Source organism: Mycobacterium vicinigordonae (genome assembly GCF_013466425.1).
Lineage (GTDB): Bacteria > Actinomycetota > Actinomycetes > Mycobacteriales > Mycobacteriaceae > Mycobacterium > Mycobacterium vicinigordonae.
Genome location: NZ_CP059165.1, coordinates 1,368,764 through 1,383,770, shown reverse-complemented (window position 1 = coordinate 1,383,770; position 15,007 = coordinate 1,368,764). Strand labels below are relative to the sequence as shown.

Below are 15,007 nucleotides of genomic sequence, written 5' to 3'. Positions count from 1 at the left end.
TTCGGCACCAGCCTCACGGGGAGTATGAGTGATCACGAAAGTGTTGTCGGGCGCCGCGATCGCGCTGAGCGTCGCGGCGGCGACGGCGAGTTCGGCGGGTGCCGACCAAAGCGTGTACAGCGCCCTGAGCTGTGACTGCGACGCCAGCCGCGCGATCGCCGCGCCCGGCACCCAAGTCTTCTGGCAGCAAGCCAATGACGGCATCGAGCAGGGCTTGGATGCGCTGCAGGGACCCCCGGACCCGCCGGACGTCTAAGCGGCCCCACCCCCGAAATGGTGGAAACGCGCGGCGCGGCGCCGGATGCGGTGGGCACGCCCCCGGGTACGAAGCGGCGCCGCGGCCAAGCGCACCGGTTCGGCGTAGAACATCATCTTGGCGAGCTCCACCAGAATCAGGTAGACCGCCACGAAACCGCCCAACACGGCGAAGAACTGCCACGGCAGTGGTGTGAACCCCAGGGTGCGCGCCGGCCACGAGATGGTCAGCACGACACCCACGGTGACCATCGACAGAGCGGCCAATGCCAGCGCCGCACTGGGGCGGCTACGTAAGAACGGCACTTTGCGGGTGCGGATGACGAAGATGATCAACGTCTGCGTCGCAAGCGATTCCACGAACCATCCGGTGCGGAACTCGACGGGGCCCGCATGCAGCACACCCAGCATCAGCCCGAACGTCAAGAAGTCGAACAACGAGCTGATCGGCCCGAAGGTCAGCATGAATCGCCGGATGAAAGCGACATCCCAGTGCGACGGCGCACGGAGTTGCTCCTCATCGACGCGGTCGGTCGGGATCGCCAGCTGCGAACTGTCGTAGAGCAGGTTGTTCAGCAGGATCTGACTGGGCAGCATCGGCAGGAAGGACAGCAGCGCCGAGGCGGCCGCGGCGCTGAACATGTTCCCGAAATTGCTCGACGTGCCCATCAACACGTACTTGATGGTGTTGGCGAAGATCCGCCGACCCTCGGCCACGCCGGTGGCCAGCACACCCAGGTCCTTCTCCAGCAGCACCACGTCGGCGGCGTCCTTGGCGACGTCGGTGGCGCTGTCGACCGAGATTCCCACGTCGGCTGAATGCAGGGCCAGCGCGTCGTTCACCCCGTCGCCGAGAAACCCCACCGACCGGCCGTGCCCACGCAGACAGGCGATTAGCCGCGCCTTCTGCTCGGGTGAAATTCTGGCGAAGATGGTGTGATTCACCGCGGCGTCGGCGAATGCGTCTTCATCGAAGGACTGCAGCTGCGCGCCGGTAACCGTGCCTTTGGACGCCAAACCGAGGTCGGCACAAACCTTTTCGGCAACCCGTGGATTGTCGCCGGTGGCGATCTTGAGCTCGATACCGAGACCGGCCAGTTGGGACAGCGATTGCCGGGCCGCGGCTTTGGGTTCGTCTGCGAACAGCAGGAACCCGGCCAACTGCAGATCGCATTCGTCGTCGCGGGTGATCGTGCTGAGTCCGGCGGCGGGGCGGGCTGCCACAGCGATTACGCGGCGCCCGGCGGCGAACAGGGCCGCCAGCGTCTCGTCCGCGGCAGCCGGCGTCGTCCGGCACAACGGCAGCAGCTGTTCGGGTGCGCCCTTGACCACCAGCACTCGTTCGTCGCCGTCGTCGATCAGCACCGAGGTGGCCCGGCGCTCATGGTCGAACGGCAGCAACGCCACCCGCCGCACGTCCGCACCCACCAGGTGACTCGCCGTGGGGGACTCCCACAGCGCGTCGTCGAGCGCGTTGGCGCTGACGCCGCCGGATTGCGGGTCTACGTCGGTGGCCAGTAGGCCGAACCGGCGCACCGCGTCGCTGTCCGCACCGGCGGGATCGATCGCACCGATGAAGCGCAGGCGGCCCTCGGTCAAGGTGCCGGTCTTGTCGGTGATCAGAATGTCCATGTCGCCCAGGTCTTCGATGCATACCAGGCGCTTGACCAGCACCTTCGCCCTGGCCAGCTGTCGGGACCCGGTCGCCAGGCCGGCGCTGACCACCGCCGGCAGCAACTGCGGGGTGATGCCGACCGCGATGGCCAACGAGAACAGCACCGAGTCGATGATCGGCTTGCCGAGCAACAGATTGCTGACCAGGATGACCAGCATCAGTGCGATCGCGACCTGCAGCAACAAATAGGAAAACCGGCGCAGCCCCACTTGGAACCCGGTTTCGGGTGCCCGCTCATCCAAACCCGCTGCGATACGCCCGAATTCGGCGTCTCGCCCGGTGGCGAACACCACCCCGACGCCGCTACCGGCGCTAACGATGGTGCCCATGAAAGCCAGGTCCGATGCTTCGGCCAGTTCGCCGGCGGGCACCGGATCTGACGTCTTCTCGGCGGCGGCGGACTCGCCGGTCAGGATGCTTTCGTTGCATTCCAGACCGTTGACGTCGATGAGCCGCAGGTCCGCGGGAACCGCCTCACCCAGCGACAACCGGACCACATCGCCGGGCACCAGATCGACGACACCGACCTTGACGAACCGCCCGTCACGGCGCACCACCGCCTGGTGGCGCATCCCCGCGTGCAGCTCGGCGGCGGCCCGCTCGGCACGGTACTCGTTGAAAAACCCAAGACCCACACTGGCCACCAGGATCACGCCGATGATCACCGCCTGCACACCGTCGCCCAGGAAGGACGAAACGACCGCCGTCCCGGCGAGCAGGATGAGCACCGCGTTGCGCAATTGGCGGCCCAACACCGCCGCCGCGCTGACCCGGTGTGTCGCAACCGCGTTCGGCCCGTACCGTGCGCGCCGCGCCGCCACCTCGACGGTGGACAGACCAGCCGCCGAGCTGTCCAACTGGCGCAGCACCTCGTCGGCGGCGGCCGTGGCGACCTGCTGCGCCGTCGGCATCGGGACGGTCGTCTTGGGCGCTGCTGACATCGCCGGCCTCTCCTCGCTCAGGTTTGGCGCGCCGCGCCAGCCGTGCACCACAATGCCAGCTGCGCCGCCCGTTCGCGCGTGCACAACCGCGTGTTCAGCCGCCGTCAATTCACGGATCACAACGCTCGGTATCAATGGACGGATCGCGCCGGAACTCTCCGGCTTCAACAGGCAGGTGGTCGACGATGGAACGCGACAAGCGTTTGCAGCTCAAGCCTTACCGCTCCGCCTCGGAGCATGTCGACGGGGCGTGGTGGCCGCGTTCGCGGCGACTGGTCGACGAACTGCCGCCCCTGATGACATCGGTGTCCGACCGGCTGGGGCGGGTCGTGATGGTGGGCTATCACCGGCACGGCTGGGACGAAGTGCCCTCGCGTGCGCAGGTCGCCGGCCACACCATTGAGTTGCTGGGCTTCAGCAGCGACGAACCCGCCAGTGTGATGTTGGTCGGCGAGGACGGCGACCACCTGTTCCTGCACGTCATCCGGCCGGAGACCGGCCCGGAGGAAGCCCGTCGTGCGCTGGAGGCGGCACGCGTCCCGGCCGAACCCGGACCGGCCGGGCAGTCGCAGGTCGCGCGGTCGGTGGCCGACGTGGCGGTTACGTTGGCTAAACACGAGGGGCGCGAGGACCAGCAGCGAACCGCTGAGATCGCGAGGTGGTGCGAGCAGGCGGCGCAGCAGTTCGCCGACGCGCCGATCCAGACGTTCGTTCCGGTACTGGTCGAGCACATTGTCCGCAACCGGATGCGGCAGTCCCGCTTGAGCGCCTAGCCCGGCGGCTGGGGGTGCAGCGTGCGTCGGCTGACGAATTTTCGGCGCGCACCGGTGCGTGGGTCGTCGAACTCGATGCACTGCGCCAGCAACTGCAGCGGCGCGCTGAAGTCGTCCGGTGCGACGTCGATGATGTTGGGGTACAACGGGTCCCCGAGGATCGGCAACCCCAGCGAAGCCATCTGCACCCGCAGCTGATGGGTACGGCCGGTGCGCGGTGTCAGCTGGTACAAACGCTGCTGCGGCGCGATCAGTTCGATCAGCGTCTCGGCGTTGGGCTCCCCCGGTTCGCTGACCGCCTGTAGCCGACCCCGGTATTTGATGATCCGGCTGCGTACCACCCGGGGCAACGGCACCGCCGGGTCGACCTCCGCGCGCGCCAGGTAGGTCTTGCGCACCTCGCCGCGGGCGAACAATGTCTGATACCTGCCCCGCACCTCCCGCCGGGCGGTGAACAGCAGCACCCCCGCGGTGAGCCGATCCAGCCGGTGGGCCGGGCTGAGCTCCGGCAGCGCGAGTTCGCGGCGCAGCCGCACCAGCGCGGTCTGGGCGACGTGACGCCCACGCGGCATGGTGGCCAGGAAGTGCGGCTTGTCGACGACCACAATGTCGTTGTCGCGGTAGAGCACCGGAATCTCGAAAGGCACCGGCACCTCGTCGGGCAGGTCGCGGTACAGATACACGTGCGCACCCGCCGGCAGCACGGTCGCCTCGCCGACCACGGCGCCGTCGGTGTCGACAACCTCCCCGGCCAGCACCTTGGCACGGGCGGCCGCGCCAAACCGTTCGCTCAGCTCAGCCAGCACCGGTCCACCGCACAGCCGCACCCGCGCCGGACCCAGACCGTCCCGGACCGGCAGCGGCGCAGGTTTCACTTGAGCGGCACCGGTTCCAGGATCTCAGCGCGCGCCTCGGGTGCGCTGGCGCGCAACTCGTCGGCGGAGACATCGTCGGGCTGGGCTTGGGACAGGACCTCAGCGTCCACCCGTGCTTTGTAGTTGGCGACTTCGCGGTCGATGTCGGCGGCGCTCCAGCCAAGCGCCGGCGCGACCAGTTCGGCAACCTCCCGGGCACAGTCGACGCCGCGGTGCGAGTACTCGATCGAGATGCGCATCCGGCGGGCCAGGATGTCCTCCAGGTGCAGGGCGCCTTCGGCGACGACGGCGTAGACGGCTTCCACCTTCAGGTAACCCGGGGCGTCGGTGATCGGGCCCAGCAATTCCGGCCTGTCGGCCGCCAAGGCCAAGACGTCGTCCATCAGCGAGCCGTACCGGTCCAGCAGGTGCCGTACCCGGTAGGGGTGCAGGCCCACCCGCTCGCCGACGTGCTCGACCTGGTTGATCAGCGCGAAGTAGCCGTCCGCGCCCAGCAGGCTCACCTTCTCGGTGATCGACGGCGCCACCCGTGCCGGCACGAACTGGACTGCGGCGTCGATCGCGTCGGCGGCCATTACCCGGTAGGTGGTGTACTTGCCGCCGGCGATGGCGACCAGCCCGGCCGCGGGCACCGCGACGGCGTGCTCGCGGGACAGCTTGGAGGTCTCGTCGCTCTCCCCGGCCAGCAGCGGGCGCAGCCCGGCGTACACGCCGTCGATGTCGGCGTGGGTCAACGGGGTGGCCAGTACCTGGTTGACGGTGCCCAGGATGTAGTCGATGTCGGCCTTGGTGGCCGCCGGGTGGGCCAGGTCCAGGTTCCAGTCCGTGTCGGTGGTGCCGATGATCCAGTGGCTGCCCCACGGGATGACGAACATCACCGACTTCTCGGTGCGCAGGATGATCGCGACGTCGCTGACGATTCGGTCGCGTGGCACCACCACGTGTACGCCCTTGGACGCACGCACCTGGAATCGACCGCGCTGCTTGGACAGTGCCTGGATCTCGTCTGTCCACACCCCGGTGGCGTTGACCACCACGTGCCCGCGAACCTCGGTGATCGCGCCGTCCTCAGAGTCGCGGACCCGCACTCCGGTGACCCGGTCGCCTTCCCGCAGCAGCGCGACCACCTGGGTGGAGCTGCGCACTACGGCGCCGTAGTGGGCGGCGGTACGCGCCACCGTCATGGTGTGCCGGGCGTCGTCGACGACGGTGTCGTAGTAGCGGATGCCGCCGATCAGCGAGCTGCGTTTGAGGCCCGGGCTCAGCCGCAGCGCTCCGGCTCGGGTCAAATGTTTTTGCGCGGGAACCGATTTCGAGCCGCCGAGGGTGTCGTAGAGGAAGATTCCGGCGGCCATGTAGGGCCGTTCCCACCACCGGTTGGTCAGCGGGAACAGGAACGGCAAAGGCTTGACCAGATGCGGCGCCAGCTTGGTCAGCGACAGCTCGCGCTCGTACAGCGCCTCGCGCACCAGCCCGAACTCGAGCTGCTCGAGGTAGCGCAGGCCGCCGTGAAACATCTTCGACGAGCGGCTCGAGGTGCCCGACGCTAGATCCCGAGCCTCGACCAGGGCCACCTTGAGGCCGCGGGTGGCCGCGTCGAGCGCGCAGCCGGAGCCGACCACGCCGCCGCCGATCACCACCACGTCGAACTGCTCGGCGCCGAGACGATCCCAGGCCACCGCACGCTGTTGCGGTCCCAGCGACCCGTCGGACCAGTTCTGCTCGCCCTCCGCTGCGTTGCTCGGATTGCTCACGACTAAGGACTCCTGTCAGTTACTCGTCGGTAGGCGCTCGCCCAAGGCTAGTCAGTCCAGGTCGTCGTGCGCCATTAAACGACGGGCGGCCTCGGTGATGGACCCGGACAACGAGGGGTAAACGGCCAACGTCTGGGCCAATTCGTTGACGGTGATGCGGTTGGTGACGGCCACCGCGATGGGCAGGATCAGCTCGGAGGCGATCGGGGCCACCACCACGCCGCCAATAACCACGCCGGTGGATTTGCGGCAGAAGATCTTGACGAAGCCCTGGCGCAGCCCCGACATCTTCGCCCGCGCGTTGGTGTGCAGCGGCAGCATGATGGTCCGGGCGCTGAACTCGCCGTCGTCGATCGCCGACTGCGGGACGCCGACGGCCGCGATCTCGGGCCGGGTGAACACCGTCGCCGCGACAGTACGCAGTCGGATCGGGCTGACACCCTCGCCGAGCGCGTGGTACATCGCGATGCGGCCCTGCATCGCCGCGACCGAGGCCAGTAGCAGCAGGCCGGTGCAGTCTCCGGCGGCGTAGATGCCGGGGACCGACGTCCGCGACACCCGGTCCACCTTGAGGTAGTCGCCCGGGCCCAGCTCGATGCCGACCCGCTCTAGGCCCAGGCCGCTGGTGTTGGGGACCGAACCGATGGTCATCAGGGCGTGGCTGCCCTCGACGGTGCGGCCGTCGGTCATCGTCACCAGGACACCGGTGTCGGTGCGGGTTACCGACTCCGCGCGCGCGTTCTTGAACAGCTGGACGCCGCGTTCGGCGAACGACTCCTCCAGCACCGCGGCGGCGTCGGCATCCTCGTAGGGCAGCACCCGGTCGCGACTGGCGGCCACCGTCACGGGCACCCCCAATTCGGTGTAGGCGTGCACGAATTCGGCGCCGGTGACCCCCGAGCCCACCACTATCAGGTGTTCGGGCAACTCTTCGAGGTCGTAGAGCTGCCGCCAGGTCAGGATGCGCTCGCCGTCCGGCTGGGCCGACGGCAGCACCCGCGGGCTGGCGCCGGTGGCGATCAGCACCACGTCGGCATCGTGCTCGGTGGTGGTGCCGTCTGCGGCGGTTGCTTTGATGCGGTGTCGCGCCAGGCCGGGGGCGGGGTCGATCAGCTCGCCGCGAGCCGCGATCAGCCGCACCCCCACGGCGCGCAACTGGGCGGCGATGTCGGCCGACTGCTCAGCGGCCAGCTTCCTGACCCGGGTGTGGATCTGCGGCAGCGAGATCTTGGCGTCGTCGATGTCGATGTCGAAGCCCAGCCGCGGCGCCCGGCGCAGCTCGGTGCGCAGCCAGGTCGATGCGATGAACGTTTTGGATGGGACGCAGTCGTCGAGTACGGCGGCGCCACCGATGCCTTCGGAGTCGATCACGGTGACTTCCACCGAGTCGGGGTGTGCGTTGGCGGCCACTAGGGCTGCCTCGTATCCGGCCGGGCCTCCACCGAGGATCACGATGCGCGTCACCACGGCCTCAAACCTAGCTTGGCGACGATGCGGTTCGCAGCGCGAACCGAGGAGAAGCCAAGCAGTCCCACCCCGCTTGGCGACCATGCGGTTCGCAGTCCCACCCCGCTTGGCGTGACGGTTGACGCCGCGTGAGCGCGCGGCGTTTAAGCTTTCCCCGTGCCGCTCTACGCCGCGTACGGCTCGAACATGCATCCCGAGCAGATGCTCAAGCGTGCACCGCACTCCCCGATGGCCGGAACGGGCTGGTTGCCGGGCTGGCGGCTGACGTTCGGCGGCGAGGACATCGGATGGGAAGGCGCGCTGGCCACTGTCGTCCAGGATCCCGGTTCGCGGGTGTTCGTAGTGCTCTACGACATGACGCCGGCGGACGAGATGAACCTGGACCGCTGGGAGGGCTCTGAGTTCGGTGTGCACAAGAAGATCCGCTGTCGGGTGGAGCGGGAGGCGTCGGACACCGACATCGACCCAGTGCTGGCGTGGCTGTATGTACTCGACGCTTGGGAAGGCGGACTACCGTCGGCGCGCTACCTCGGGGTGATGGCCGATGCCGCCGAAATCGCAGGCGCTCCTGCCGAATACGTGCACGACATTCGCACCCGCCCGGCCCGCAACATTGGCCCGGGCCCCAGCGCATAGCTGATCCCTTGCGCCGAGCGCCTTACGTATATCTCTGTCGCCGAGCGTCCCCGTATGTACGGTGAAATCCGGTTTTCGACGGCATTTTCAGGACGCTCGCGCTGGCCCTGCGGCCCGACCATAGTCCAATCGTGTCCTGAGCCGGCTCACGAGATGCCAGGGTTCGAATCGGACGTCCTCGGCCACCATCGCAACGACAACCAATCCCAGATCTTGCAACGACGCGGTTCGCAGCCGATCGTATTTGAACGCCTCGGCACTGCGGTGCGAGTCGACGCCGTCGTACTCGGCCACGACGCGACACTCGGGCCAGGCGAAGTCGACCCGCCAAAGGCGTCCGTTCAGGTCGACGACCTTGTATTGCAGCACCGGTTCCGGCAATCCGCCGTCGATCATCACCAGCCGGGCCTCGCTCTCCATCGGCGACTCGGCCAACGGCGATGCCAGCACAAGCAGCTCCCGTGCGGTGCGAATACCTCGACGGCCGGCCTGCAGCTCGACGGCCGCGGCAAGCTCGTCGCGGCTGCAGGTACCGCTGCGCAGCGCCGCGTCCAGGGTGGCCAGCGCGCGCGGCCGGCGCAGGCCGCGCGCCACCTCGATCGCCGTCCAGGCGGGCGTCGTGGTCGGCCGGCCGCGAATTGCCGTCAGCGGCGCACCTTCGCGTCGGTGTACTACCAGCCCGGGTGCCGAGTGCAGGTGCCCGCAGCCGGGGTTGAGCACATGCAGGTCGGCATCGCTTTCAGTGTCGAATCCGTAGGCGGCGGCCGCGGTGTGTAAACACGTTGCGACCGTAGTGCCCGCCAGCAGGTCGAGCCCACGCAGCCGCAACGTGGTGGTGTCTCGCCCGCTGCCGTAGACGCCGCGCCAGATCCTTCGCAGCTCGCCGCGCCGGATGCAGGTCTCCAAGTTGCGGCGGCTCAGGACGCTCAAGGCTTGAGCGGCGGTAACCACGCCACCCTGCTGGTTAAGCAGCTGACAGAGTTCGGCGCGCACGCGGCCAATCTTCGGCAACACGCGACGCGCTCACAATTCACACGCGCGAGCGCCCTCAAAATGCCGGTCGCAGAGGCGTTTTACCGCACTTAAGAGGGCGCTCGGCACAAGACACAAGAGGGCGCTCGGCACAAGTGCCAAAGGCGAAGGCCGGAATTAGAACGACGCGGACTGCTCGATGATGTTGACCATCACCCGCACACCAATCGCCAACGCACGCTCGTCGAGGTCGAACGTCGGCTGGTGCAGGTCCAACTGCGGACCCTCCCCCGACCACACGCCAAGCCGGGCCATCGCGCCCGGGATTTCTTCGAGGTACCAGGAGAAGTCCTCGCCGCCGCCGGACTGGCGGGTATCGGCCAGCACGTCGGGGCCGACCGCTTCGATGGCGTGGGTGAGAATGCGCGTGGAGAGATCCTCGTTAACCACCGGCGGCACCCCGCGTCGGTACTGCAAGGTGTGCTCGATGGCCAGCGGCGACAACAGGCCCGTGACACTCTCCCGGATGATTCCTTCCAGGTCGAACCAGGTCTGACGGCTCGCGGTGCGCACGGTGCCGGCCAGCACCCCGGACTGCGGAATCGCATTGGGCGCATTTCCGGCATTGACCGCACCCCACACCAGCACGGTGCTGTTGCGGGGGTCGATCCGGCGCGACAGCACCCCGGGCAGGCCGGTGATCAGCGTGCCAAGCCCGTAGACCAAGTCGGCCGTCAGGTGCGGGCGCGAGGTGTGCCCGCCGGGCGACTGCAGCGTGATCTCGACTTGGTCGGCGGCCGATGTGATGGGTCCCAGTCGCACCGCCACCTTGCCCACTTCCAACCGGGGGTCGCAGTGCAGTGCGAAGATCCGCGACACCCCGGTCAGTGCGCCGGCCGCGATCGCGTCGATCGCACCTCCGGGCATCAGCTCCTCGGCTGCCTGGAAGATAAGCCGCACCCCGACCGGCAGTTCGGGCACCGACGCCAGCGCGAGCGCGGTGCCCAGCAGTATCGCGGTGTGGGCATCGTGCCCGCACGCATGCGCGATGTTGGGCATCGTCGATGCGTACGGCGCACCGGTCAGCTCGGCCATCGGCAGTGCGTCCATATCGGCTCGCAGCGCGATCCGCGGCTGGTGCTCAGGCCCGAAATCACAGGTCAGGCCGGTTCCTCCGGGCATCACCTTGGGATTGAGCCCGGCGTCGGCCAACCGCTCGGCGACGAATTGCGTGGTGGCGAATTCCTGGCGGCCGAGCTCGGGATAGCGGTGGATGTGCCTACGCCAGGCGACCAGGTCGTCGCAGTGGGTGGCCAACCAGGATTCGGCTGTGTCGATGAGGCTCATCCGAGCGACCCTCGACGTTCCTGCGCGGTCAGCACCCGATCCCGCTGGTCGGGCTCGCAGGCCAGCGCGACGACCGTGCGTGCCAGCATGATCGCTCCGTCGATCACGGCCCGGTCGGCGCTGGGCCCGGCGGCCGCCGCAGCGAAGGCGCGCTGGTGCACCGTGGCCCCGCCGGCGTCGACGCCGATCACCGGATGTATACCGGGCATCACCTGTGTCAGGTTGCCCATGTCGGTGCTGCCCATCGGCAGGCCCACCTCCACCGCGGCGGCCAGCGGCTCGCGGCCCAGCCGGCGCATCTCCTCACGAAAAACGTCGACCATCCATTGATCGGGCTTCAGCTCGGCATAACCCGGCCCGGCCGGGTCGATCTCGTATTCGCAGCCAGCGGCCAGCGCCGCGGCGGCGAAGCACGCGTACACCCTGCCCTCGAGCTCACGCAGCGAATCGGACTCGATCGCGCGCATCGCGTACTGCAGTGTTGCCTGCCCGGGAATCACGTTGACCGCCTGGCCGCCGTCGGTGACGATGCCGTGCACGAGCTGGCCGGGCGCCAGCTGCTGGCGCAGCACCCCGATCGCCACCTGCGCGACGGTCACTGCGTCGGCGGCGTTGATCCCCAGATGCGGTGCGACGGCGGCGTGCGATTCTTTGCCCCGGTAGTGCACGGTGACTTCGGTCAGCGCCAGCGACCGCGCGCCGGCGATGTCGGTGGGTCCGGGATGCGCCATCACGGAAAGTGCGACGTCGTCGAACGTTCCGGCCCGCAGCATCAGCGCCTTGCCGCCGCCGGACTCCTCGGCCGGGGTGCCCAGCAGGGCCACCGTCAGGCCGAGTTCGTCGGCGACTTCGGCCAGCGCCAGCGCGGTCCCCACCCCGGTGGACGCGATGATGTTGTGGCCGCAGGCGTGGCCGATCTCGGGCAGTGCGTCGTATTCGGCGCACACCCCAACGACCAGCGGCCCGCTGCCGTAGTCGGCGCGAAACGCCGTGTCCAGACCCGCAACCGGGGTGATCGCAAAACCGCGCTGGGCCACCAGCTCTTTGGCCTTGGCGCAGCTGCGGTGTTCGGCGAACGCCACCTCGGGTTCGGCGTGGATGGCGTGGGACAGCTCTATCAGGTCACTGCCACGCCGTCGCACCAGATCTTCGACGCGGTCCAGTGCTACGGGCATCTTCGCAGTATCTCACCGCCGCCTGGGATGCCGAGCGCCCGTCACACCCGTGCGGCGATGAACTGTGCCGCCTGCCCGGGCCAGGGCGGTACCTCGTAGGCATGATGCGCCTCACGGTCACGACCGCCGACGACGCAGACCGGATCGCCCTCGCTACACAGGTCGATCGCGCGGCCGGCGAACGCTCCCGCCGTCGACAGCGGGGTGCCGAACCGGTTGCCTGGATTGCCGAACACCGCGACCGCAGCAACGCGGCCGACCAGCGCGGGGTCCAGCGGTGGAGCCGAGCCGAAGGTACCGATCCGCTCGCCCAGCGGCGGCACACCGGCCAGCATCGATATCGCGGCAGCGCCTTGCGAGAAGCCGCCGAGCGCGATCCGGGTGTTGGGGCATTGCTCTGCCATCCAGGCAATGTGACTGCCTGCGTCGTTGGCTGCATCGCCCGTGGTCAGGAAGTTGTAGCTGGCCGCATAGTTGACCGGGTAGGCGCCCAGACTGCGGCCACCCAGTGCGGGGCCGAGCGCTGCCATCAGCGCGTCGCCAACGCGCCCCATGCCAGGCGGTTCAGCGGTTCCGCGGGCGAAGACGAGTTCGACGTCCGGGCAGTCGTCGGCGGTCGCTTTGGGCAGCGGCACGATCCCGAGCGCTGCGAAGGCTGCGAACACGACGGCGGCCACCACGGCAGGAGGCGATTTACGAAGTCTCACAGGGCCGATCATCACACACCCGCAGTTTCGGGGGCGCGACGAGCTAGGCTCGCCCAATGTGACCAACGTGGCGCCCCACCCCGACGAGATGGCGGCGCGCGCGGCCGCCGTCGTCGCCGAACGCACCGGCATCGGCAGGCACGACGTCGCCGTGGTCCTGGGGTCGGGGTGGTCACCCGCGGTGGCCGCGCTGGGCTCCCCGACCGCGGTGCTGGCGCAGGCCGACGTCCCCGGATTTGCCCCACCCGCCGCGGCCGGGCACCTCGGTGAGCTGCTGTCGGTGCCGGTCGGCGCGCACCGGGTGCTGGTGCTGGCCGGGCGGATTCACGCCTACGAGGGCTATGACCTGCAGCACGTGGTACATCCAGTCCGGACGGCGTGCGCGGCGGGGGCACGGATCGTGGTGCTTACCAACGCCGCGGGCGGGCTGCGTGCGGACCTGCGGGTCGGTCAGCCGGTGCTGATCAGCGACCACTTGAACCTGACCGCGCGCTCTCCGCTGGTGGGGGCGCAATTCGTCGATCTGACCGACGCGTATTCGCCGCGGTTACGCGCGTTGGCCCGCGAGAGTGACGCGGAACTGGCCGAAGGCGTTTACGCCGCGCTGCCCGGGCCGCACTACGAGACGCCGGCCGAGATCCGGATGCTGCAGACGCTGGGCGCCGACCTGGTGGGCATGTCGACGGTGCACGAGACGATCGCTGCCCGGGCGGCCGGCGCCGAGGTGCTAGCAGTTTCTTTGGTGACGAACCTGGCCGCCGGCATCACCGGCCAGCCGCTGAGCCACGCCGAGGTGCTTGCCACGGGGGCCGCGTCCGCCGCCGCGATGGGGTCGCTGCTTGCTGACGTGATCGCCCGGTTCCAGTGAGGCCCGAGGACTGGATCGCCCACGACCCCGACCCCACGACGGCCGCCGAGCTGGCGGCGCTGGATCTGCACGAACTGGCCGCCCGGTTCGCGCGTCCGTTGACCTTTGGCACTGCGGGCCTGCGCGGGCCGGTGCGGGGCGGTCCGGACGCGATGAACATCGCGGTGGTGTTGCGGGCCACCTGGGCTTTGGCGCAGGTAATCGGTGCGGGCTCGGTAATCGTCGGACGCGACGCCCGGCACGGTTCGGCCATGTTCGCCACTGCTGCCGCCGAAGCGCTTGCTGCCCAAGGGTTTTCAGTGCTGCTATACCCGGGACCGGTGCCTACGCCGGTAGTCGCCTTCGCGGTGCGCGCGACCGGCGCGGTCGCTGGGATTCAGATTACGGCCTCACACAACCCCGCGACCGACAATGGTTACAAGGTCTATCTGCAGGGCGGCCTGCAGATCGTTTCCCCGACCGACCGACAGATCGAGGCCGCGATCCCCGCGGCTCCTCCTGCCGACGAAATCCCGCGCATCCCAGTGCAACCCGCCGAGACCGACCTGCTGGAGCGGTACATCCGTCGCGCGGCGGGGGTACGCCGCGGCGCCGGCGGGCTGCGGGTGGCATTGACTCCCATGCACGGGGTGGGTGGCGCGGTTGCCGTGCAGACGCTGCGTCGGGCCGGTTTCGACGACGTGCACACGGTCACAACGCAATTCACGCCGGACCCCGATTTCCCCACGGTCGACTTTCCCAACCCGGAGGAGCCAGGGGCTACCGACGCGCTGTTGACCCTGGCCGCCGACGTCGACGCCGACATCGCGATCGCGCTGGATCCCGATGCCGACCGGTGCGCCGTCGGCATACCGACGGGATCCGGTTGGCGAATGCTGTCCGGCGACGAAACCGGTTGGCTGCTAGGCGATTACATCCTTTCGCAGCCGGCAACGGGTAGGCGCACGGTGGCCAGCACGGTGGTGTCCTCGCGCATGCTTGCCGCGATCGCTCACCATCACGGCGCGATGCACGTCGAGACACCCACCGGGTTCAAGTGGCTGGCCCGCGCTGACGGCGAGCACCCCGGAAGCCTGGTCTACGCCTACGAAGAGGCGATCGGGCACTGTGTCGACCCGGCCGCGGTGCGGGATAAGGACGGTATCAGTGCGGCGGTGCTGTGCTGCGACCTGGTGGTTTCGCTGCAGCAGCGGGGCCGCACCGTGCTCGACGCGCTCGACGACCTGGCCCGCCGTTACGGCGTGCACGAGGTCGGCGCGGTGTCGCGCCGGGTCGCCAACGCCGAAGAAGCCGCCGCTGTGATGCGACGACTGCGCCAGGCACCGCCGGCCCGACTGGCCGGCCTCCCGATGAGAGTCACCGACAGCGACGACGCCCTGATCTACGCTGGAGGCGACCAAAATACCTCGGCCAGGGTGGTGGTGCGGCCGTCGGGAACCGAACCAAAGCTGAAGTGCTACTTGGAGATTCGCTGCAAACCGACAGAAGATTTAAGCACCGCTCGGCAGCGCGCCAAAGAGCTGCGCGACCAGCTGAAAGCCGAGATCGCGCACTGGTGACCG

The 15,007-nt window shown here is 68.8% G+C and carries 13 protein-coding genes; 5 read left to right on the top strand and 8 right to left on the bottom strand.

The window, feature by feature from the left end; genetic code table 11:
- Positions 1-28: 28 nt before the first annotated feature.
- Positions 29-256 (top strand): hypothetical protein, encoded by a 228-nt coding sequence (locus H0P51_RS06115; RefSeq protein WP_180917097.1) that lies wholly within the window; start codon positions 29-31, stop codon positions 254-256.
- Here the strand turns inward: H0P51_RS06115 and mgtA are convergent.
- The gene (mgtA, locus tag H0P51_RS06110) at positions 253-2,841 is read right to left on the bottom strand and encodes a magnesium-translocating P-type ATPase (RefSeq protein WP_425489018.1); all 2,589 of its coding nucleotides are present in this window, start codon (positions 2,839-2,841) and stop codon (positions 253-255) included. The two genes, H0P51_RS06115 and mgtA, sit on opposite strands and share 4 nt — an antisense overlap.
- Positions 2,842-3,056: 215 nt before the next feature.
- Between mgtA and H0P51_RS06105 the strand changes: the two genes are divergently transcribed.
- A complete protein-coding gene (locus tag H0P51_RS06105) occupies positions 3,057-3,644 on the top strand; it encodes a DUF5994 family protein (protein ID WP_180917095.1) in 588 nt (195 codons plus the stop codon).
- On the opposite strand, the gene H0P51_RS06100 is transcribed toward H0P51_RS06105, so the two are convergent.
- Genes H0P51_RS06100 through H0P51_RS06090 form a run of 3 tightly spaced genes read right to left on the bottom strand, consistent with a single transcriptional unit; the run spans position 3,641 to position 7,740 of the window.
- Positions 3,641-4,519, bottom strand: coding sequence for a pseudouridine synthase (locus H0P51_RS06100; protein ID WP_180917094.1), 879 nt, complete (start codon positions 4,517-4,519; stop codon positions 3,641-3,643). The genes H0P51_RS06105 and H0P51_RS06100 overlap by 4 nt on opposite strands.
- Entirely contained in the window at positions 4,516-6,273 is a 1,758-nt protein-coding gene (locus H0P51_RS06095; RefSeq protein ID WP_180917093.1) for a glycerol-3-phosphate dehydrogenase/oxidase, read from the bottom strand. Before H0P51_RS06095 ends, H0P51_RS06100 begins: the two co-directional genes overlap by 4 nt.
- A 51-nt stretch (positions 6,274-6,324) precedes the next feature.
- Positions 6,325-7,740 carry an NAD(P)H-quinone dehydrogenase gene (locus H0P51_RS06090; RefSeq protein WP_180917092.1) on the bottom strand — a complete coding sequence of 472 codons (1,416 nt, stop codon included), beginning with the start codon at positions 7,738-7,740 and terminating at the stop codon, positions 6,325-6,327.
- 156 nt (positions 7,741-7,896) lie between these two features.
- Between H0P51_RS06090 and H0P51_RS06085 the strand changes: the two genes are divergently transcribed.
- Positions 7,897-8,376, top strand: a complete 480-nt coding sequence (locus H0P51_RS06085; protein ID WP_180917091.1) for a gamma-glutamylcyclotransferase family protein — start codon at positions 7,897-7,899, stop codon at positions 8,374-8,376.
- Positions 8,377-8,463: 87 nt separating this feature from the next.
- On the opposite strand, the gene H0P51_RS06080 is transcribed toward H0P51_RS06085, so the two are convergent.
- The 4 genes from H0P51_RS06080 to H0P51_RS06065 form a co-directional block, all read right to left on the bottom strand.
- The gene (locus tag H0P51_RS06080) at positions 8,464-9,369 is read right to left on the bottom strand and encodes a PDDEXK family nuclease (protein WP_180917090.1); all 906 of its coding nucleotides are present in this window, start codon (positions 9,367-9,369) and stop codon (positions 8,464-8,466) included.
- Positions 9,370-9,525: 156 nt separating this feature from the next.
- Entirely contained in the window at positions 9,526-10,695 is a 1,170-nt protein-coding gene (locus H0P51_RS06075) for a M20 family metallopeptidase (RefSeq protein ID WP_180917089.1), read from the bottom strand.
- Positions 10,692-11,870: a M20 family metallopeptidase gene (locus H0P51_RS06070; protein WP_180917088.1), complete on the bottom strand. Its 1,179-nt coding sequence runs from the start codon at positions 11,868-11,870 to the stop codon at positions 10,692-10,694. Before H0P51_RS06070 ends, H0P51_RS06075 begins: the two co-directional genes overlap by 4 nt.
- A gap of 41 nt (positions 11,871-11,911) precedes the next feature.
- A complete protein-coding gene (locus H0P51_RS06065; protein WP_180917087.1) occupies positions 11,912-12,589 on the bottom strand; it encodes a cutinase family protein in 678 nt (225 codons plus the stop codon).
- 76 nt (positions 12,590-12,665) lie between these two features.
- On the opposite strand from H0P51_RS06065, the gene H0P51_RS06060 reads away from it, so the two are divergent.
- Together H0P51_RS06060 and H0P51_RS06055 are read left to right on the top strand one after the other, a co-directional pair.
- Complete coding sequence (locus H0P51_RS06060; RefSeq protein WP_425489017.1) at positions 12,666-13,445, top strand: purine-nucleoside phosphorylase; 780 nt, start codon at positions 12,666-12,668, stop codon at positions 13,443-13,445.
- Positions 13,442-15,004 (top strand): phospho-sugar mutase, encoded by a 1,563-nt coding sequence (locus H0P51_RS06055; RefSeq protein ID WP_180917085.1) that lies wholly within the window; start codon positions 13,442-13,444, stop codon positions 15,002-15,004. The genes H0P51_RS06060 and H0P51_RS06055 overlap by 4 nt, the downstream gene beginning before the upstream one ends.
- Positions 15,005-15,007 lie beyond the last annotated feature (3 nt).

Coding starts and splice junctions, on each gene's coding strand:
- H0P51_RS06060 (WP_425489017.1), top strand. CDS start 12,666: ATGGCGGCGCGCGCGGCCGCCGTCGTCGCCGAACGCACCGGCATCGGC.
- H0P51_RS06075 (WP_180917089.1), bottom strand. CDS start 10,695: ATGAGCCTCATCGACACAGCCGAATCCTGGTTGGCCACCCACTGCGAC.
- H0P51_RS06070 (WP_180917088.1), bottom strand. CDS start 11,870: ATGCCCGTAGCACTGGACCGCGTCGAAGATCTGGTGCGACGGCGTGGC.
- H0P51_RS06065 (WP_180917087.1), bottom strand. CDS start 12,589: ATGATCGGCCCTGTGAGACTTCGTAAATCGCCTCCTGCCGTGGTGGCC.
- H0P51_RS06105 (WP_180917095.1), top strand. CDS start 3,057: ATGGAACGCGACAAGCGTTTGCAGCTCAAGCCTTACCGCTCCGCCTCG.
- mgtA (WP_425489018.1), bottom strand. CDS start 2,841: ATGCCGACGGCGCAGCAGGTCGCCACGGCCGCCGCCGACGAGGTGCTG.